We start from the raw sequence: 20,015 nt of genomic DNA, 5'->3' as shown, positions 1-20,015 counted from the left end.
GTAGTCGGATGCTGCCATCTGTCCGGCCTCTGATGGTGCAGCGATGAAGCTGCGGGCCCGTATGGGAGTTCGCAGACCGGAACCAAATCATAAAAGCGTGCTCCAGGCACGATGAGTACATCTGGTTCTTCCGGCCCCGTCTCGCCGACTGTTGCGCCATACCCTCCTTCGACCGACTACATCTCTGACGACCTCTGGCCCGCCAAGATCACGCCTTGGCGGCAACCGGAGCCCTGTAGTTCTCCTGCTTCACAAGGAGCGCCCAGACGATCCGCGCCATCTTGTTCGCGAGCGCGACCGTTACCAGCATGCGCGGCTTGCGAGCTAGCATCTGTTCGAGCCACGAACCCCTTGGCGCGCCGCGTTTGCTCGCCTGTTGCACGACCGCGCTGCTGCCGATGATGAGGAGGCGCCTGAGCGTGCGTTCGCCCATCTTGGATGTCGCACCGAGCTTCTGCTTGCCGCCTGTCGATCTTTGAAGAGGCGTGAGACCGAGCCATGCCGCGAAGTCACGGCCTTTGGCAAAGGTCTCGGCTGGCGGTGCTAGAGCGGCGATCGCGGTGGCGGAGATTGGGCCAATGCCGGGAACGGTCATTAGCCGGCGCGATACTTCGTCCTCGCGAGCACGTCGCGCGATCTCCTGGTCGAGGTCCGCGACCTTGCCATTGAGCTCGGCCAACAGATCCAACATCAATCGGAACATGGCGTGGGCCGCTTTGGGAAGCGAGCTGGCCATCTCTTCTTCCTCGATCAGGTCGGTAAGCATCGCCACGTGCGAAGGCCCCTTAGGTGCGATCCAACCATATTCAGTGAGGTGTCCCCGGATCGCGTTGATGAGCTGCGTTCGCTGCCGCACAAACAGGTCACGGGTCCGAAACACCAGACCCGCCGCCTGTTGCTGTTCGCTCTTCACGGCCACGAACCGCATGCTCGGCCGCTGCGCTGCTTCGCAGATCGCCTCGGCATCGATCGCGTCGTTCTTTTGCCGCTTCACAAAGGGCTTTACATAGGCGGGAGGGATCAGCCGAACTTCATGGCCAAGCCGGGCGAGCTGACGGGCCCAGTGATGGGCTCCGCCACATGCCTCCAGAGCTACCGTGCAACTCGGCTGGGCCGCGAAGAAATCCAGCAGCTTTCCTCGGCTGATCCGTTTGCTGAATATAGCTCGCCCTTTCCTGTCCGCTCCATGAGCGTGGAAAACATGCTTGGCGATATCCAGACCGATTATGCTAACCTCCGACACGGACGCCTCCCTTAAGTGGTGCTAAACACCTCCACTTTGGCACATCGATGCCGTCGGCGGGGCGTCCACCCCATCATAGAAGGTCGGATTACCAACGCAGCGGAAGTCGGCAGCCACAATTGCCATTTCAGGCTTGTTCGATCTCCCGCCTGTTGAGGGACGACGTCAAAAGACGGCAATCCAAAAAGTTTCAATCACTGTCAGCCACCGGTGACAGGGGCTCATTAATCCTCCGGGCGCAGCGAATTAGCTCGCTATCCGTCCTCGAAAGGCGCAGCACTGCTCTAGCCATAATGCTCAGCGATGGCCGGATGACCCCGCAATTGCCGCCGTCACCCTTGCCTCGGCAATTTGGGGGCAGCTAGTGAGGCTATCCATGTCGACAGGTTCGATTCCCTTGCCGAACGTGCTTATCGTCGAAGACGAGATGGTCTTACGCATGCGCGCGGTAGACATCGTAGAAGATGCGGGGTTCAATCCCGTCGAAGCCGTCAATGCGGACCAGGCGATCTCTATTCTTGAGTCCCGCTCAGATATCTCCCTACTGTTTACCGATATTCAAATGCCCGGTAGCATCGACGGCTTGACACTCGCCCACGCCGTGCACAACCGCTGGCCAGCGATCAAGATCATCCTGGTTTCCGGTCAAGTGATGCCCACCGATTCGGAAAGGCCGGCGGACAGCCGATTCTTTGCCAAACCGCTCGCTGTCGACCAGATGATCACCGAATTGCAAGCAATGGTAGGTACAGGCGCCCTTTTGATTGTTCCTGACGCAACCGGATTGCCGGCAAACCAATCGCTTCCCGCCGCTCTGCCAACCACCCCGTCGTCGCGTTCCGCACAGGAGGTGGTTTTGTCGGCGGAGAACCACAGCCTTCGGTTACTGCTGGAGCAAGCCGGCATCGATGCGGAAACTCTGCTTGTCCAGGCAGGTATCGATGCCAAGGAGCGAGAGGTCGCCGACAAATTGCAGAAGCTGATTCTTGGCGAACTTCATCATCGCATCAAGAACACCCTTGCCACCGTGAGCGCGATCGCCTCGCAGAGCTTTCGCGCAGCTTCCAGTGTCGAGGACGGCCAAACGGCCATGGAGGGCCGGCTAGGCGCGTTGGGACGAGCCCACGACCTGCTGATGCAGGTGAACTGGGCAAGCGCGAGTCTTACCCAGACTTTCCAGAGTGCCACAGAGCCCTACGACAGCCAGGGAGCCAGGCGCTTCCACTTCAACGGGCCCGATCTGAGGATTACCTCAGGCGCGGTTATAGCGCTCGCTATGACTTTCAACGAATTGTGCACCAATACGACGAAATTCGGCGCTCTCTCTGGCCCGGCCGGTCGCGTTGAAATCGCGTGGACGATAGATGAGTTGAAGCAGAGGCTTTACTTGGTCTGGACCGAAAGCGGAGGTCCCGAGGTCGCGCACCCAACCCGACGAAGCTTTGGCACCCGCATGATGAAATCTCTAGGCCAGCAACTGAACGGCGAGGTGCAACTTGCTTACGAAACATCCGGTTTTAGATACTCGCTGGATGTGCCGCTTGGTTCCGTCGCGGCGCCCGCGTGAAGGAGGTGATCGTCCGCTCTTTGGTACCATTGAGACATGCAGCCTTTACCTTGTCAGGCGGTCTTTGACCATGTGAAGCGTGACGATCACGCCCTCCGCACTCCAATCGCACGAAATCGAGCCGCCAAGCTGGGCCGTCATGCTGCGATTGAGCAGCTTGCTTCCATATCCACCTTCACCAATCGGAGACGCGACGGGCGGGCCGCCGCGCTCGGTCCAGACGACTACCACCTCGGTATCATGCGCGGCGCAGGATATATCCAGTGTGCCGGTTGGTGAGGATAGCGCGCCATACTTCAGTGAATTGGTGGCCAGCTCATGGACAACGAGCGCGAGCGTTGTAGCCGCTTGCTCGCCGACGCCCATGCGGGGGACTGAGACGCGGACGCGACCGCTAAACGCTCCCAAGTCGTCATAAGGCGCAAGCAGTACGGTCAAAAGATCGCCTAACAGCGCCGCTTTTCCACCCTGACCGGGAAGGGGCCGGACAAGATCATGGGCGCGACCTAGCGCCGTCAGCCGATGCGTAAGTTCTTTCGCCATGTCGGCGGTCGTCTTGGCGGACCGCGAAGTGATGGCGGTGAGACCGGATGCAATGGCCAGTAGATTTTTCACCCGGTGGCTCATTTCGCCAGCGAGCAACTCATGGCCTTCCTCAGCTTGCTTGCGTCCCGTCACGTCGATGAAAATTCCGTACATGATGCGACCAACAATGCCCGCGTCATTTCCCTGGCCGCGAGCGGAAATCCACCTGACCTCTTCGCCGACCATGATACGGAAATCAATTTCGTAGGCGCCGATGATCGCGCGGGTAGCAGCAAAAGCAGCTTTTACGCGATCACGGTCGGCCGGATGTACATGTGACGAGAGGTCATCGAACGACACGTATTCGCTCAGGGGCACCCCCCAGAGATCGAAAGCCCTCTCGTCCATTGTGAATCGATTGTTGTCTACGTTCCACGACCAGAGCGCGACGCCCGCCGCCAAGATTGCCAAACGAAGCTGGTCGGCATTCCAAACCGGCAGGCCCGCCTTCTCGGCCGGGTCTTCGGAAACCTTCGGGACTGGGACAACCTCAGCCGAGCCAACACCTTGCGCTTCCACGTTTATTCCTCAGCTCGATGAACTTTGCCTGCTGCAGTGGATTAGATCGGCGACAACGCCGGCCGCAAATGCCTTAGGGGATTTTGGATGACGCTTTGGGAACCAACTCCGCGGCCCCCCAATAGGTTCGAGCAACAGATTGGTTCCTGACACATAAAACGAGGCTGAGAGGCCGTTCCATTAGATGAAAGATTGACCGATGATTTCAGCGGCGAAACGAGCGGTCATTCTTATTGTGGAAGATGACGTGTTGATACGGATGGACGCGGCGCAAATGATTGCAGGAGATGAGTTCGATGTGATCGAAGCGGCCAATGCGGATGAAGCCATTGCTATTCTCGAAACCCGATTAGACATCGCCGTCGTCTTTACCGACATTCAAATGCCCGGCAGTATGGATGGTCTCAAACTGGCTGCCGCGGTCAGAGATCGTTGGCCTCCGATCAAGATCATTACCACTTCCGGCCAAGCCAGAATCGGTTGTGATGATCTGCCAGACGGCGGGTTATTTTTGCCGAAGCCCTACAATGCTGCTCAAATCTTGAAAACGCTTCGTGAATTGACAGTCTAATTGAAGTACCTTTCAGCGGAGCCAACGCAGTCGTTACGACTTCCGGGTTTGGCCCATCGCGGACCTAGGGTGAGGTGCACCAAAGCGCCGCTATCAGAGGCAGAGCGGACCTCATAAGAAGTGCAGCGCAGGTTTATGATGGGGTGGACGCCCCGCCGACGGCATCGATGTGCCAAAGTGGAGGTGTTTAGCACCACTTAAGGGAGGCGTCCGTGTCGGAGGTTAGCATAATCGGTCTGGATATCGCCAAGCATGTTTTCCACGCTCATGGAGCGGACAGGAAAGGGCGAGCTATATTCAGCAAACGGATCAGCCGAGGAAAGCTGCTGGATTTCTTCGCGGCCCAGCCGAGTTGCACGGTAGCTCTGGAGGCATGTGGCGGAGCCCATCACTGGGCCCGTCAGCTCGCCCGGCTTGGCCATGAAGTTCGGCTGATCCCTCCCGCCTATGTAAAGCCCTTTGTGAAGCGGCAAAAGAACGACGCGATCGATGCCGAGGCGATCTGCGAAGCAGCGCAGCGGCCGAGCATGCGGTTCGTGGCCGTGAAGAGCGAACAGCAACAGGCGGCGGGTCTGGTGTTTCGGACCCGTGACCTGTTTGTGCGGCAGCGAACGCAGCTCATCAACGCGATCCGGGGACACCTCACTGAATATGGTTGGATCGCACCTAAGGGGCCTTCGCACGTGGCGATGCTTACCGACCTGATCGAGGAAGAAGAGATGGCCAGCTCGCTTCCCAAAGCGGCCCACGCCATGTTCCGATTGATGTTGGATCTGTTGGCCGAGCTCAATGGCAAGGTCGCGGACCTCGACCAGGAGATCGCGCGACGTGCTCGCGAGGACGAAGTATCGCGCCGGCTAATGACCGTTCCCGGCATTGGCCCAATCTCCGCCACCGCGATCGCCGCTCTAGCACCGCCAGCCGAGACCTTTGCCAAAGGCCGTGACTTCGCGGCATGGCTCGGTCTCACGCCTCTTCAAAGATCGACAGGCGGCAAGCAGAAGCTCGGTGCGACATCCAAGATGGGCGAACGCACGCTCAGGCGCCTCCTCATCATCGGCAGCAGCGCGGTCGTGCAACAGGCGAGCAAACGCGGCGCGCCAAGGGGTTCGTGGCTCGAACAGATGCTAGCTCGCAAGCCGCGCATGCTGGTAACGGTCGCGCTCGCGAACAAGATGGCGCGGATCGTCTGGGCGCTCCTTGTGAAGCAGGAGAACTACAGGGCTCCGGTTGCCGCCAAGGCGTGATCTTGGCGGGCCAGAGGTCGTCAGAGATGTAGTCGGTCGAAGGAGGGTATGGCGCAACAGTCGGCGAGACGGGGCCGGAAGAACCAGATGTACTCATCGTGCCTGGAGCACGCTTTTATGATTTGGTTCCGGTCTGCGAACTCCCATACGGGCCCGCAGCTTCATCGCTGCACCATCAGAGGCCGGACAGATGGCAGCATCCGACTACGTGCCGATCTTCTTCAAAAACCGCTTGCATCTCGCGGGGCGTCCACAGATGAATACACGCCCTTCTGTAATGGGCCCGATGATGTCAAGCCTCCCGAGTGAATGTCACGCCGCCGAGCTCATGCTTCTGTCCGTGGTCAACGCCTGGCCGCCACATCATGCTGTCAGAGGGAGCGGTGAGCCTATCTAGATACGCGTGGTCCGTCAGAAGACGGCCACTGGGCGTGTAACGGCTTCACCGGATCCACCGTCCCGGCGACGGGACTTCGGGCACCAGGCTCAGTTCAGCCCGGTTGCATTCCAACTCTTCTCCTCGTGTTCTATGCTGCGATCGGGGCCGCGTCGGTCCATCGGTAAGTTGTGCCGTCGACCCAGATTCGATGCAGGATCACTGCGAGCTTGCGTGCCAAGGCGACTTTTGCGCGCTTCGAGCCTCGCCGCTTGGCGACGTCCATCCCCCAGCGCTTAAGTTTTGAGAATCGCGTGATGCGCGATAGCAGAACGTTGGCGGCCTCATACAACACCGTACGCACTATCTCGTCGCCGGCCAGCGTGATCCCGCCCGTGACGTCCTTTTCTCCCGATTGGTATTTCTTTGGCGTGAGCCCGAACAGCGCGCCTGCCGCCTTCGATTTTACAATGCGATGAGGATCATCAATCGCCGATTTGTAGGTAATCGCCACTAGGGGACCAACACCTGGCACTGTCATTAGCCGGCGACAGACCGCATCGTCACGCGCCGTTGCCAGCACAGCTTTGTGTAGCCTTCCGTACTCTGCCTTCAAGGCCGATCGTGCCGAAAGCATCGCTATGGCAATGCGTTCCAATGTCGCCTGACCCGCAACCAACTCTCGGATCCGCGCTTCGAAATTCTTCCGCGTCACCGGGCCAACCTTCAGCCCAAAGCCACGCAAAATCCCGCGGATACTTAACTCCACATCGATAAGTCGCCCAAGAAGCTGTTTGCGCGCAACCAGCAGCGCTCGGATCTCTTGAGCCCCTATCGACTTTGCGTGCACCGCGCGGAACCATCCCATCCGGATCAACTGGGCAATTCCGCGTGCATCCTTGCGATCCGTCTTCACTGTCATCGCCGACAATGCTGCCTTCACATGCCGTGTTTCCAGCAGAACCGTCTCGAATCCTGCTCTTTGCAGCCCCGCATGCAGCCATTGCGACAGTGGCCCAGCCTCCAGCCCGATCCGATTCACTGCAAAGCCAAGCGTCTCGAAAAATTCGACTAAGGCGTCGGGTTCGCTTGCGACCTTCGCCTCCTTCAGGATCTTACCCTGGGAATCCACAACGCATACGCTCGACAGTTCCAACGACACGTCAATTCCGGCATAATTCTCCACGGCTGTCCTCCGTCTCCAGATGCTTGGGGCCGACTCAAGTCGTGACCCCGTTTCATCATCTATCGGGGGACAGCCACCATCATGCCCCCTTGCACGGAGCAGGGCCCATTACGGCATCTAGACATCGCCATCATTCAGCGCTTCTAATCCCCGCTCCTCCAGCCACCGCTTCGACTTGAGCCGTAGCTGCATCGGCAGCGACCGCACAGCGGTGATGCACTTGTGCATCGTGTTCTCGGCCGCAGCGCGTCGTGAAAAACGACGCCCTTGCGGGTCGCCCATTGCTTGAAGCGCTCGACAGCAGGATAGCGTTGCACACCTGATTGTAGCGCGCGACGTCATCGGTGCCTGACGCATCGATCATTTTCTTTCGACCACGTCGTGAATTTCGTCCCAATCCGTTTTCATCTGTTGGGCGACTTCATCGATCAAAGCGAAGGCCTGCTCGCGTGTGTTTGCGATCTTGTCGATGTTCTCGGTGATATGCGATCCACACACCCCGATAATCGCGCAACGCTCACTCCCATCCCCGTACCCCAGCTCGAAGTACGGCTCCTGCCGTCGTCGATAGAGCGTAGTTCAATGCCGAAAGAAATCGGCAGCGCTATGCATCCCAACACGCTTTTACCGCGGATGTCCCTTCGCTGATATCTCTGAGCGTAGTTTGCGCCGGCATATCATCGCCGCGGTCACAACTCGAATTAGGAACGAGAAACCGCGCCTGTTCTGAGGGGTTATCGGGCTATTTCTTCTTCACTTCTACATTGAGCAACCCTATTCCCAGCCGTGGCGGGCCTCAAGTTGTTCTTTTTTGGTGAGGGGTTCCTGCTGCACGCACCTCGCTAGGGCTGCGCGACGTTCCTGATAAGTCTCCCGGCGGGCCGCCCGTGTGCCGCGGTGGCGGCATGCCCCAGCGCATCGCACCATCTCGCTCCCGGCATCAGTGTTGCGGATGACTGGAGCCGGATAGTCAGGAAAGACGCCGCGGGCATCTGCCGGCAAAATCCCAAAGTGCCCTCGACCAGACCGTGCTAAGAACACTTGCAATCTGCAGGAGACACCCCATGGGCTATTCTGTCGTAGATCTTGGTCCGATGCGGCCACAAGGAATAAGCAATCGAGGCGACGTCATCCTGGGCTCCGGGTTGAACCCGCCAAACTTTGTCCGCCTCGTGGACGGCACTCTCATCACTCTTCCATCTGAGATCATAGATGTACTGGCCATCAACAACGAGCGCGTTGTCCTCGCCAGAGTGCAGGGCTCCACCGGGCGGGAATACGCGCTTTACAATCTTGAAACGAATACGACCGAGCCGATCGCAATTCCGGGTTATCCCGCAATTGGACCCCTGGCGCTGAACAATTCCGGCGATGTGGTGGGAACAGCGGCAAAGGGCGGGAGCGTCCTGGATGATCAGAGAGGTTTTATCTTCAACCGCAACACCCAGGCGGTTACTTGGGTGTTGCCAACGTTACCGCTGTCGCAACCACCCGGATCGACGGCCTTCCTTGAATTGAAAGATATCAACGATATTGGCCACGCGATCGGAGTTCAAGGGTGGGTACTAGGCTTCGATCAGCTCGAAGTGCCCGTCTTTTACGATGGTGCAAATCTGCGCGCGGTGGCAAATCCCATCGTCATGTCCAATGGAATTCGCATCACCAACGACGACAAGCTGTGGGTTTGGTTTTTTGGTCGGGGCGGCCCCGAAGTACAGGCAATTTACGATGCCACCACCGACACACTCGCGCCATTCTCAAATGGCCAAATTCTTGACCTCAATGCTAACGGTCAAATCTTGTTTGAGCACGAATTTAACTACTATCTTCAAAGCGGAGGGTTTATCACAGCAGTAAGCGATCTCTTCCCGTCCGGATCCGGTTGGAGTCTAGACTTTGCAATTCAAATGAATGATTCCGGGGCAATTGTCGGCTGGGGTGAACTACATACCAATGCTGGTTCCTCCGCCGGGCATGGATTCTTATTGAGCCCCCCACCTCTCCGAATTCCGCGCGGCAAGCGGGACGATATTATCGCGATCATTCTCTGGGGCGTGATCAACTGCGGTCCCGGGGTAGCAATAATTGGGGGACATTTAGTCCGAATTCCACCTCACGGACCGCTGAACGAACTTATGGCCGCACTGCCTGAAGCCCTTCGCAACGAGCTGACGCCATTGATCAAGGATGCGCATTTCAGGGAACCCGCCGACGTGCGAGAGTTTCGCAGACGGGTCACGTCTGTAATCTCAAGCTACTCGCGCCGTACATTTGGTCGCTCATGAGGGCAGAGATGTAAGTGGTCCGCATGAATTTGAGGCCGGCAAACGTTTCAGATTTTTGGTGTGCCATTCCCTCAATTGCGGATTTTTTGACTTCTGGCCGACGGTAGGGTTCTTTACGACAACGTCGCTGAAGTGATCCACGACCGCTGCAATGGCGAAAACGCCGCCAAGTCGCTCATACAGGCTTTGATCCGGAGTGGTTTGCTGGACCTGCGCATGCGCTTGATTGGCTCCAGCCAAAGCCACGGGGGCGGCTGTCATCGCCAGTCCTGCGACGACGCTTCGTCTGCTGATGGACGTTGAACGAGCTTTTGCCATTGGTACCTCCTCATATCGGCGCTCAGCATCCTCCCGCGCTAACGGCCGCCGAGCGGGCATTGCCGCCCGGCGGCATTGTGGGTGATCGCCGTGCTCTCCCATCGGATGGTCGGAATAGAAATGCCCGGAAAATTTGGAGATGCCAACCATGCGTCCGGCGGGTGACTCCGCCTGAGTCAAAAGCTGAAGTCCGACCGTTCCCTTTCCGTGTTCGGCCCTACCGCCATCGATGAACCGGCTGCCTTGTCTGCTAAGGGCCAGGAGGAGGGAAGCACATTGGCCTGGCCAGATAACGGGCGACGCCTGAGACATTGGTTTCAACTCAGATGGCAGCTCCGGTCAGCAAGAACGCGCCGCCAAGCGCGACCATCACAAGTCCAGGCCAATTCGATTTGATGCCGAAGCCGCTGCCCGGTCTTTCAGGCTCCAGCGTGTCTCGCCCGGAGCGAAGCCGCTTTCCACCGCTGAGTCGGCTTCGCCAGATGGGCTGAAATGCCATTTGGAGCACGCCGCCGAAAACAAGGAGCGCACCAAGCCATATGAGGGTCATGCTCGCCTCCTTTACCCGCCAACGCCGAGAGGTTGCTGGACCGAGAACCCCCGGTCCATTCAGCATCTGTCCGCTGCTCTCGGAATCAGACCGACATTGAAAGCCTCGTCTTCGGGCGTTCAATAAGTTCGTATGAACGCGGCTGCTTTCCTGCCATGATTCCAGAACAGCTCCGCAGATTGCGCAGACCGCGTCACCTGTATGCGGAAACTTCTCTTCGGTGCGTCTGTACTCAGCACCGCAAGTGCATTGCACAACTGTCACCATCCCGGTGATATGTGCTTCGGATCAGGAATTTCCAGCCGCAACTTTCCTTGTTCTTCGCGAGTTTGCGCCGGCGCTTAGAGAAGTCCGCTTGGGGTCAGCACCGGTCGTCACGGCCCTACCCGACAGTCGTCTGCTCCTTTCCCATAGCGGACTCTTGGGACTTAGTTGGGCGTCGGGCATTCCTGCAGCCTAAAGCCGGGCACTAGTTATCCGGAACCTTGAGAAGGTTATTAAGTTCAATAAACGCCGCGCTGGAAGCGTTCGCTGCTGCGTAAATTAGCCCAGTATTCAAGGAACACCTCCGTGCATCGATCGATCGCAATCGCTTTCGCGCTGACCTTCTCTTGCGTCGCCGCCACCGCATCGGCCGAGCAGTGCGAGGACAAGCTCCAGCAAGATAAATCTCAGCAGAATTCAGCCGATGAGGCTCAAGTGAGGGGCGATCTCAAGGCCGGTTCACAATGCGCCACTCCAGGCGACAAGGAAGAGTCAGCAAAGAAGAACGAAGACAGAGCCGCAAAGCTCAAGAGCGAAGGGAAGGTGGAAGACCACACCACCGCCGGTCAGGCACATACCAAGGAATAGAAGCCAACCGCGCTGCCGCGTGCAACCGCAATTTGTACGTCCGCAATGGGTTAAACTGAGAAGATCTCACGGTGAGCAAAACGAGTCCGTTATTGCCTTGAATGCCGACGTGCAAGCGGACATGAATTTCCGTCGCTGAGGGCCAGAAGGAGACCTTGTCGTCTCTCTTACCATAGGCGAAGTCCGGCTATCTGGTAGTCGCCTCATTGTTCCGGAACGCCTGCCTTGCTCAGCCCATCGACGATGTCGTCGTACTCACGACGAAACTGCGGACTGCTCGAACGCGCATAGCCGATTTTTCGAAACCACTGGATCGTGAAGTCTGGTCGGCCACGAGAAAGTCCTCCGTCTCCACGAAATTAGCCGGATCAGGCCACTGCCGCTCGCGGCAGCCGGTATCATCTCTTCGGTGCCCCCCAAACAACGCGCCGATGTCCTCCGCGCGGAGATCCACGGAGACGGTTCCGGGCCGATCGGATCGATTGCTAATGGCTTCAGAAGGATCTCTTCGTCGACTACGGAGCGGGAGCGCTGATCTTCGCTCTCTTTCACACGGCGTGGACCTCTCGTCAGCTGCGTTGCTAGACAATGCAACCTCAGATACCCCATGTTTTGAATTGCAGATGCGCGAATTTTTGGGGGCCGCCGGTAGCTATGGACGAAGGTCGGAAGGATCTGACTCACCCCTCCCCCGTCCATGCGCCTCAGATGCTAAGCGGGATTTGTCGACGGCACATGCCCCCTCAATTCTGCGGCGCGCTGCCACGAGACATTGGCAGTCAGTTCAGAAACTTCACGGCGAGACGCCGCGCATCACGCCATACAACCGAGCAATCAATATCCAAACCAGCACTTGGAACGCGCAGGCCGAAGGCTGCAGGCACGAAGGGCGCGTTATCGATCTGGACTATTGCAGAGGAATCCGTGAGGTGGCGGACCTTGCACCGCACAGGACTACCGTCGACCAAGATCTGCGCAGCATAGACATTACGTCGCCGCCCGTTCGCCACGTCTCGCCGCCTCCCCGCGCCCTAGCGCGCGGGAGATATTGGTTGGCGATTCCAGTCTCAAATGAGGCTAGACCATGGTTTCATTGCTAGGCCGCGAGCTTTGTCTCCAGTGCCGTCAACGCCTCCAGCGCATTGTCCTGTGCCGCGACGCCCTTGCGCTCACCGGCCTTGCCCGAGCCCCAGCCTTTCGTATCGGCTATCTGGCGTGCGGTCAGGCCGTCCAAGCTCGCTTCCAGCATTGCGAAGTGCTCACCAAGCTGGGCGGCAACCCACCGCTGCCGCGAATAGCGAGGTGCCGCTGATTGTCCGCCTGCCGCTACTCATCGGTACTTCGGCGCCCGCCCCTTGACCTGCCGGAATAACTCCGCAGCGTCGTGCCAACGGTTGTCGGAGCTCTTCCATTTCAGGATGCGCCCGCCTTCAACCTTGAGGTGGCGCCGGGCCGCCGCGTCAAGCTCTTGCGGCGCAATCGGTCCATAGCTGTCACGGGCTAAAAATAGCGTCCTTTGCGGCGATCCGTACTACCTCGTCTGGCGACGGCCGGATCTCCACGATCCGGTCAACTTGGGCATTGCCAACCTCGTTATCACTCGCCGGCATCCAGGCCGAAGGCGAGTGCGGCGCGGCGTAATCTTGCAAGAGCCGCAAATCAGAGCGCCTGCTGGCGCGAGCAAGGCGGGACTCGAGTGGGGTGCGATGCATGGATTATCTCTCGTAACGTGACGTACTGGGCCTTTTCGGCTCTTGGTGTGGCCTTGACGGCTGCACACGGGGAAAAAAGTTCGAAAACCTGCGGGATTTAGCGCGCGATTGTGCGGCCGGAAGTTGAGGCCCACGGTGGGAGAGATCGAGATGGCCCCTACCCCCGCCTTGTCATAGCCCTGCGCTTCCGCAGCAACTTTTCCGCCATCCGAGGCGCATACTGTCCCGCAAAGAGGGCGACTGAGCGCGGTGGGTTGCGGGGGTAGCCGGTGCGGATTCTAGCCATGCACGGCGGCTGCAAGGTCGGTGAAGTCGGCGACCTGAATGGGGCCGTTGTCGTTTGCTGGTTTATACAGGTGTTGTGCACCCTTGAAGGGTTTCGTTTTTTACCGCTTCAGCGGTCTTGGCGTGGCCGGCTGCCGGCTGCACACTTCCCCGTGTTTGGGTTTTGGTTCTGCACGCGTGAAAGTCCGCCTTGGGGCGCCAGGTCCCTGAGTGGACGGCGGGAGGGATCGAGGGACCCTGCCCTATGGCACGTCGTACCGTACAGCGTGCCCCCCAGAGAAATAGAGGGTACGTACGATTAGATTTTCTCCCAATGACGGGGGTGTGTAAAACACACACCCCGTCATAGTATTTGGTTTTATGTTTGTGCGTCCTGCACGGCGTACGCACACAAACTATTGTTTTATATAATGTTTTTATTAGTCCGTACCGTAGCGCCCGCGGGCAGGTACGGCCGACGTATGCTTCCGCCGGCCTGACGAAACGACGTTCGCAGCGCTCTGCCGTGCCGCGTTCTCAGCGTGCAGTACGCGCGCGGCTTCGGGGGCTGCTTGCTCGCCCTTTTTGGTAAGTGACCAAACACCAAGGTCATACTGTATCATCTGCGCCTTCTTGAGACGGTCCGTCACGGTCTGTGCCTTGCGCTTGGCTGCGTCGTCATCGCCCCACTTCAGGAATTCCGCCAAGTCGCGCAGGCTGCGTTTGCCATTGGCGCGAATAGCAATAAGCATCTCCTGGTCCTCTTTCATGGCAGCAGCCGCTCGCGCGGAAAGCTCGCCGTCACTTACAGTTCTCGCCATGACGGTGGGAATCTGCCTGCCACGACTATCCACAAGGGTCGGAACGCGGATCTCGGGAAGGTCGAACGTGATACGAGCAAATTCGGGGCCTCGGAATTTGCCCTGCCAATGAAGTTCGGATGTGCGCTCGCCCTTCTTTGCTAGAGCGAGATTGCCGTCCACCTCATTCAGGAACGCCCCGCCGCCACGCGGCAGAAGGTTGCCTTCGCTTGCATTCTTAATAGGGTGGCTCGCTGCGATGACGGCGGGTCTGCACTCCATACGCGTCAGGGAACGAAGAAGTCGCGCGTAGGCCCCCATTTCCACGTTGCTATTCTCGTCGGTGCCGGGGAAGTAGGCTGCCGTGGTGTCGACGAATATCGTATCAACACCGCCAAGGGCGATGACGTCCTGCTCGATGCGTTCGGCGAACTCCGGGATCGAAAACACGCCCTCAATAAAGTGGACATCAACGTCGTCTGGATTCAGACCTGACTCGTGGCACAATCCAATCCAGCGCATCCGTACGTCATCCGGGTTTTCGCCCGCGAAATACAGAACCCGACCACGCTTAACACCTTGCCCGGATAACGGCTCACCTCGTGCGATACACGAAGTCATCAGTAGAGCTACGGCCGTCTTGCCGGCGCCGGTCTGCCCTGTAATCGAATAGAGGAATCCAGATTGAATAATGCCGTCTATCAAATAATCCGGCGGAACAAACCCGCGCACGAACTCCCCTGACGACATGATGCCGGGGAACGCGTCCCGGGTGTCCTCGTCATCGTCTACACCAACATTCCCGGCATCCCTTTTCTTCAGCAGCGCCTCAGGGCTAACCGCGTGCGTGCCGTCGTCTGGCTCGCCAACGCGCTCCCTCAACCAATCCACCGCTTCGTGCGATTGCAGCCTTCGACACACTCCAACCAGATCGATCGGAGAATATCCGCGGTTGTTATCCGCATAATCGCAGATGCCCTCCGGTTGGATATTTAGAGCGCGCCCACGTTTCTTTGCCGTCGAACTATTCGACGGACGGAAACTCGCAACCGCGTGGTAGCCGGCGTGATATCGCTTCAGCTCTTCAAGACCCAGCTGGGGCACCCAAGCGTCAAGATAGTCATAGGCACGCTGGTTGAGTGCCGACCACGGATGGTCAGACCATGCGTGCACCGGCTTCTCATTGTCATTGGCTGGGGCTTTACTGCCGTGCTTTATGAGCGTCCCGTGTTCCGAAAGGTACGCCTCGGCGCTGGCGAGCATCGCGTCAATGTCATCGGCGTGGATCTCAGGAAGCTCGACGAACGGCGTTTCGGCCGGCGAACCGTTGAACCACTCGTAATTGCGGCCGGTTTCGGGATGTGTGCCGTAGGCCACGAATTGTTGCCCGGCGCCCAGCACCTCGACCTGGCATTTTTGGCCGTCGATCAAATACGCGCCGGTTGCTACCTTTCCGCGCGGACTGTCGCTGCGGAATACATAACAGCGCTTTGGTGCTTTCCCGATGCGATACGGCGCGGCTGCGAGACCCGGAAGTTTCGCGACCATTGCAAGAATGGCATCTGATGTTGCTTGGTCTGGCGTATCGACGTCTATAGCGACGACAGAGCCAGTAAGAACGCCGGTGTTATGACCGTGCGGGTACAACCGCGCCAGGCCCTCCATCTGCTCCGCTGACCACTTTGAGTTTGACCAGCCCAGGCCACAGGCCTTCTTCCCACTGCAGGGAACGACTCGGTATCCCTGCGCGATTAGGCCGCGGCGCAGATGTACGATGGCCTCGGTGGGGTCAGTGGAAGTCTTAGCTGCGGTTTGCATCGGTCGGAAGCTCCAAGAGTTTCGCAAGGGCAAGATCAGAAATCGCGCGGTTGAACTGCTCGCCAAAAGCGGCAGTTCGCTCGCTGAAGGCATTGGGCGCAACGGTCCAGGACCTCTCACCTGGGCGCTGCCGCAGAGCGAGGTTGTAGAGTTTGAGGTGGTCGTTCAGTTCGAGATCAAAACGCGCGAGCGTCGTCGAGCCCGGAGGTGCCGGGCGGATGCTGATTATTCGCAATGTGGAATCCCCTAAATCGGGGTTGCGCCTTTGGCGCGGTGCACCTGGCTAAAGCGCCAGTCGTGCTAGGCGGCTTTGGTGCCGCTCTCTTTGCTGTTGTCGTTAGCTACGGTGCAGGACCGCGCCCATTCGTCGAGCGCCTCGGTTGAATAAACGACTGCCTTGCCGAAACGCATGAACTCAGGACCGTTGGTCCCGTAGCAGCGAGCTTTATCCAGAAAAGATTTTGAGACGCCGAGATATTCGGCTGCTTCCCGAACCCTGATATTCGCCATGGTTGCCCTCCCGTGGTTGGCATTGCATTCACAGGAGTAGTGCGCGTCCAACGACGGGATACTAAAAAAGGCGACGGAAAATATTTTTGGGATGGGGGCGTGGTTCTTGGGCCGTTGGCTACATATTGGCTAAAAATCTTATAGCCAGCTCTTGAGACTTCACGCTAAGTCTTTGATTTTATTGGTCGGAGCGAGAGGATTTGAACCTCCGACCCCTAGTCTCCCAGACTAGTGCGCTAACCGGGCTGCGCCACGCTCCGAACGTCGTTCCATTAGCTAGGATCGCCGCTTTGCGCAAGGCGAGGTCGCAGCATTTTGGCGTCCGCGCCCACAGCCCCCGGAACTGCCGGCAAAGCTCGCAAAAAGTCCCCTAGCCGTCCTTCAGCGCCTGATCCAGCATCTCCCGGCACGCGACGAGGTCAGCGAGCACCCGTCCGAGCCGCTCCCGGTCGATGGCGCTGGGCCCGGCAGGTGCGGCGGGAGTGCCGCCCTTGCGGAAGGTGGTGAGGATGTCCTCATCGTCGACCTCCGTGAAGCGGAAGTCGATGCCTTCCTCCTCGTCGCCCTGGTAGTCGTCTTCGTCGGCATCCGTGACGCCCTTGATGGGCGCCTCGTCGTCATCGTCGGGCTCCATCAGGCTGGCGCCGATGGCGTCCTCGATGGCCCCGAACGAGACCGCGGCCGCGCCGTCGGCGAGGCCCTGCACCGACTTGACGCCGTGCTCCTTGAGGATCCGCTGCACCCCGCGGATGGTGTAGCCCTCCCCGTAGAGCAGGCGGCGGATGCCCTTGAGCAGATCGACGTCGTCGGGGCGGTAGTAGCGGCGGCCGCCGCTGCGCTTCATCGGCTTGATCTGGGAGAATCGGGTCTCCCAGAACCGCAGCACGTGCTGCGGAATGTCGAGTTCCTGCGCTACTTCGCTGATGGTTCGGAACGCATCCGGCGCCTTGTCCAAATGCCAAATCCTTCGCGCAGGCGGTTAAGCCTCGGGTTGAGCCTTGCTGGCGTCGCCATTGCCGCGATGCTGGGTGTTGATCCGCTGCTTCAGGATAGCCGACGGCTTGAACACCATGACGCGGCGCGGCGAGATCGGCACCTCGGTGCCGGTCTTCGGATTGCGGCCGATACGCTGACCCTTCTTGCGGACCATGAAGGAGCCGAAAGAGGACAATTTCACCGTCTCGCCCTTCTCCAGGCAGTCGGTGATCTCCTTCAGGACGAGTTCCACGAACGCAGACGATTCCGTGCGCGACAGGCCCACCTTCTGGTAGACGGCCTCGCAGAGATCAACACGCGTTACGGTTTTGCTTTGGTCGGTCATCGCCCTGCCCCACATCACGGCGAACAATTGTTGTCTGAAATTATGAGGTTACGATACGCCGGTCAACAGCGCTCATCAATGCAGGCGCATCGATAATCGCGGCTAATTCCGGCAAAATTTTATCGAATGTGGCGCTACCAGCGCACCAGCGCGGAGCCCCAGGTGAAGCCGCCGCCCATCGCCTCCAGCAGAACCATGTCGCCGCGCTTGATGCGGCCGTCCTTGCGCGCCACCGACAGCGCCAGCGGGATCGAGGCCGCCGAGGTGTTGCCGTGGCGGTCCACCGTCAGCACCACCTTCTCCGGCGCGATGTGGAGCTTGTGGGCGGAGGCGTCGATGATTCGCTTGTTGGCCTGGTGCGGCACAAACCAGTCGATGCTGTCGGCATTGAGCCCGGTGGTCTGGAAGGCGTCGACGATCACGTCGGTGATCATGCCGACCGCGTGCTTGAAGACCTCGCGGCCCTCCATGCGCAGATGGCCGACGGTCTGGGTCGAGGACGGACCGCCGTCGACGAACAGCTTTGCCTTGTGGCGGCCGTCGGAGCGCAGGTGAGTGGTCACGACGCCGCGGTCGGTCGCGGCATTGCCCGGCTGCTCCTGTGCCTCCAGCACCACCGCGCCGGCACCGTCGCCGAACAGCACGCAGGTGCCGCGATCATTCCAGTCGAGGATGCGCGAGAAGGTCTCGGCGCCGATCACCAGCGCGCGCTTGAAGGCGCCGGTGCGCAGGAAATTGTCGGCGGTGGCGAGCGCGAACACGAAGCCCGAGCACACCGCCTGGAGATCGAACGCCGCGCCATGGTTGATGCCGAGCGCGTGTTGCACCGCGACCGCGGTTGCGGGGAAGGTGTTGTCAGGCGTCGAGGTCGCAAGCACGATCAGCTCGATCGACTGCGCGTCCACGCCGGCGTCGCTGAGCGCAGCCTGCGCCGCCTTGATCGCCAGATGCGAGGTGAACTCGCCCTCGGCCGCGATATGCCGCTCGCGAATGCCGGTGCGCTGCACGATCCATTCGTCGGACGTGTCGATGCGCGCCGCCAGCTGGGCGTTGGTCACCACCTGCTCCGGCAAATAAGAGCCGCAGCCCAGCACGACCGAACGAATTTGAGTCACGAAACAGCCTCCTGCGCGGTCTGCACGGAACTAAGTGCACCACCCTCGCGGTTGAGCATCTGATTGATCTTGTTCAGGAGATCGTAGTGAGCCATCTCATAGCCAACATCGATCGCATAGGCAAAGCCTTCGGAGCTGATTCCACCATGGCTCTTGACCACGATCCCGTTCAATCCAAGGAACACGCCGCCGTTGGACTTGTTCGGGTCCATCTTGTCCCGCAGGGCCTTGAAGGCGCTGCGCGCCAAGAGGTAGCCGAGCTTGGACAGCCAGCTCCGCTGCATCTCGTTGCGGAGTAATTCCGCCATCTGCCGTGCGGTTCCCTCGGCGGCCTTGAGCGCGATATTGCCGCTGAAGCCTTCGGTGACGATGACGTCGGCCAGCCCTTTGCCGATACCATCCCCCTCGACGAAGCCGAGATAATCGAGCTCCGGCAGGTTCACCGCACGCAGCCTGTCCCCGGCCTCGCGGATCTCCTCGTGCCCCTTGATCTCCTCGGTCCCGATATTGAGCAGGCCGACCGTGGGCCGGGGCTTGTCGAACAGGACGCTCGCCATCGCGGCGCCCATGACGGCGAGCGACACCAGATGGTGTGCGTCGCCACCGATGGCGGCACCGAGGTCGAGCACGACCGATTCGCCGCGCTTGGTCGGCCATACCCCGGCAATCGCCGGGCGGTCGATGCCCGGCAGCGTGCGCAGGTGGAAGCGCGACATCGCCATCAGCGCGCCGGTATTCCCGGCGGAGATCACGACATCCGCCTCGCCCTTCTTCACCGCGTCGATGGCGAGCCACATCGAGGATGTCTTGCGGCCGCGCCGCAGTGCCTGGCTCGGCTTATCATGCATGGCGACGGCGACGTCGGTATGGATGATCTTCGAAGCGGCCTTGAGGGCGGGATGCTTCTCGAGCTCGGGCTCGATCTTGGCGCGGTCCCCGACCAGCAGGAATTCGATCTCGCGATGCCTGTGAAGCGAGATGGCGGCGCCTGGAATGACCACGGCGGCGCCGACGTCGCCCCCCATGGCGTCAAGCGCGATGCGAACCTTGCTTGGCATAAAAGTCCTGGAAACCTGGTCTGGTGCGGTCTTGAACGAGCGGTGCCGCAAAATGGGTCCGCCATGGACATGGCGACCGGTCAGGCGCCACGCGGCGCCCGGACCGGGGCGCGACAAT

17 protein-coding genes and 1 tRNA gene are annotated in these 20,015 nt (G+C 59.5%); 5 read left to right on the top strand and 13 right to left on the bottom strand.

Features of this window, described 5'->3' with window-relative positions; genetic code table 11:
* Nucleotides 1-208: 208 nt before the first annotated feature.
* Nucleotides 209-1,243, bottom strand: coding sequence for an IS110 family transposase (locus AB7G19_RS19045; protein WP_441268013.1), 1,035 nt, complete (start codon nt 1,241-1,243; stop codon nt 209-211).
* A 376-nt stretch (nt 1,244-1,619) separates the two neighbouring features.
* Between AB7G19_RS19045 and AB7G19_RS19040 the strand changes: the two genes are divergently transcribed.
* A complete protein-coding gene (locus AB7G19_RS19040; RefSeq protein WP_283016712.1) occupies nt 1,620-2,810 on the top strand; it encodes a sensor histidine kinase in 1,191 nt (396 codons plus the stop codon).
* A gap of 45 nt (nt 2,811-2,855) precedes the next feature.
* On the opposite strand, the gene AB7G19_RS19035 is transcribed toward AB7G19_RS19040, so the two are convergent.
* The gene (locus AB7G19_RS19035) at nt 2,856-3,836 is read right to left on the bottom strand and encodes a sensor histidine kinase (protein WP_283018883.1); all 981 of its coding nucleotides are present in this window, start codon (nt 3,834-3,836) and stop codon (nt 2,856-2,858) included.
* A 277-nt stretch (nt 3,837-4,113) separates the two neighbouring features.
* Between AB7G19_RS19035 and AB7G19_RS19030 the strand changes: the two genes are divergently transcribed.
* Both AB7G19_RS19030 and AB7G19_RS19025 read left to right on the top strand, forming a co-directional pair.
* On the top strand, nt 4,114-4,485 hold the full coding sequence (locus tag AB7G19_RS19030) for a response regulator (RefSeq protein ID WP_283016713.1): 372 nt from the start codon (nt 4,114-4,116) through the stop codon (nt 4,483-4,485).
* 212 nt (nt 4,486-4,697) lie between these two features.
* Nucleotides 4,698-5,732, top strand: a complete 1,035-nt coding sequence (locus AB7G19_RS19025; protein WP_441268013.1) for an IS110 family transposase — start codon at nt 4,698-4,700, stop codon at nt 5,730-5,732.
* A 527-nt stretch (nt 5,733-6,259) separates the two neighbouring features.
* Here the strand turns inward: AB7G19_RS19025 and AB7G19_RS19020 are convergent.
* Complete coding sequence (locus AB7G19_RS19020) at nt 6,260-7,294, bottom strand: IS110 family transposase (protein ID WP_283017367.1); 1,035 nt, start codon at nt 7,292-7,294, stop codon at nt 6,260-6,262.
* Nucleotides 7,295-8,358: 1,064 nt separating this feature from the next.
* Between AB7G19_RS19020 and AB7G19_RS19015 the strand changes: the two genes are divergently transcribed.
* Nucleotides 8,359-9,579, top strand: a complete 1,221-nt coding sequence (locus AB7G19_RS19015; protein ID WP_354124272.1) for a hypothetical protein — start codon at nt 8,359-8,361, stop codon at nt 9,577-9,579.
* Here AB7G19_RS19015 and AB7G19_RS19010 read toward each other — a convergent pair.
* Both AB7G19_RS19010 and AB7G19_RS19005 read right to left on the bottom strand, forming a co-directional pair.
* A complete protein-coding gene (locus AB7G19_RS19010) occupies nt 9,574-9,897 on the bottom strand; it encodes a hypothetical protein (protein ID WP_283016740.1) in 324 nt (107 codons plus the stop codon). The two genes, AB7G19_RS19015 and AB7G19_RS19010, sit on opposite strands and share 6 nt — an antisense overlap.
* Before the next feature lie 322 nt (nt 9,898-10,219).
* Complete coding sequence (locus AB7G19_RS19005) at nt 10,220-10,447, bottom strand: hypothetical protein (RefSeq protein WP_441268012.1); 228 nt, start codon at nt 10,445-10,447, stop codon at nt 10,220-10,222.
* Nucleotides 10,448-11,017: 570 nt separating this feature from the next.
* On the opposite strand from AB7G19_RS19005, the gene AB7G19_RS19000 reads away from it, so the two are divergent.
* A complete protein-coding gene (locus AB7G19_RS19000) occupies nt 11,018-11,299 on the top strand; it encodes a hypothetical protein (RefSeq protein WP_283016741.1) in 282 nt (93 codons plus the stop codon).
* Between the two features lie 1,096 nt (nt 11,300-12,395).
* On the opposite strand, the gene AB7G19_RS18995 is transcribed toward AB7G19_RS19000, so the two are convergent.
* The 8 genes from AB7G19_RS18995 to plsX all read right to left on the bottom strand — a co-directional run bounded on the left by AB7G19_RS18995 (nt 12,396) and on the right by plsX (nt 19,897).
* Nucleotides 12,396-12,533 carry a hypothetical protein gene (locus AB7G19_RS18995; protein WP_283016742.1) on the bottom strand — a complete coding sequence of 46 codons (138 nt, stop codon included), beginning with the start codon at nt 12,531-12,533 and terminating at the stop codon, nt 12,396-12,398.
* 1,182 nt (nt 12,534-13,715) lie between these two features.
* Nucleotides 13,716-15,893: an AAA family ATPase gene (locus AB7G19_RS18990; RefSeq protein WP_283016743.1), complete on the bottom strand. Its 2,178-nt coding sequence runs from the start codon at nt 15,891-15,893 to the stop codon at nt 13,716-13,718.
* A 300-nt stretch (nt 15,894-16,193) separates the two neighbouring features.
* Nucleotides 16,194-16,403 (bottom strand): helix-turn-helix transcriptional regulator, encoded by a 210-nt coding sequence (locus AB7G19_RS18985; protein ID WP_283016744.1) that lies wholly within the window; start codon nt 16,401-16,403, stop codon nt 16,194-16,196.
* 182 nt (nt 16,404-16,585) lie between these two features.
* Nucleotides 16,586-16,663: transfer RNA gene (locus AB7G19_RS18980), tRNA-Pro, on the bottom strand.
* Between the two features lie 110 nt (nt 16,664-16,773).
* The gene (locus AB7G19_RS18975; protein ID WP_071913245.1) at nt 16,774-17,358 is read right to left on the bottom strand and encodes a MerR family transcriptional regulator; all 585 of its coding nucleotides are present in this window, start codon (nt 17,356-17,358) and stop codon (nt 16,774-16,776) included.
* A gap of 24 nt (nt 17,359-17,382) precedes the next feature.
* Entirely contained in the window at nt 17,383-17,724 is a 342-nt protein-coding gene (locus AB7G19_RS18970; RefSeq protein ID WP_028152484.1) for an integration host factor subunit alpha, read from the bottom strand.
* Between the two features lie 134 nt (nt 17,725-17,858).
* Nucleotides 17,859-18,839 (bottom strand): beta-ketoacyl-ACP synthase III, encoded by a 981-nt coding sequence (locus AB7G19_RS18965; RefSeq protein WP_038957963.1) that lies wholly within the window; start codon nt 18,837-18,839, stop codon nt 17,859-17,861.
* Nucleotides 18,836-19,897, bottom strand: a complete 1,062-nt coding sequence (gene plsX, locus AB7G19_RS18960; RefSeq protein ID WP_063982863.1) for a phosphate acyltransferase PlsX — start codon at nt 19,895-19,897, stop codon at nt 18,836-18,838. The genes AB7G19_RS18965 and plsX overlap by 4 nt, the downstream gene beginning before the upstream one ends.
* Between the last annotated feature and the right edge of the window lie 118 nt (nt 19,898-20,015).

This window comes from Bradyrhizobium sp. 215_C5_N1_1, from assembly GCF_052075935.1.
Taxonomy (GTDB): Bacteria; Pseudomonadota; Alphaproteobacteria; order Rhizobiales; family Xanthobacteraceae; genus Bradyrhizobium; species Bradyrhizobium barranii.
Note: the sequence above shows the minus strand (reverse complement) of the source record. Positions and strands in the feature narration are given on the sequence as shown.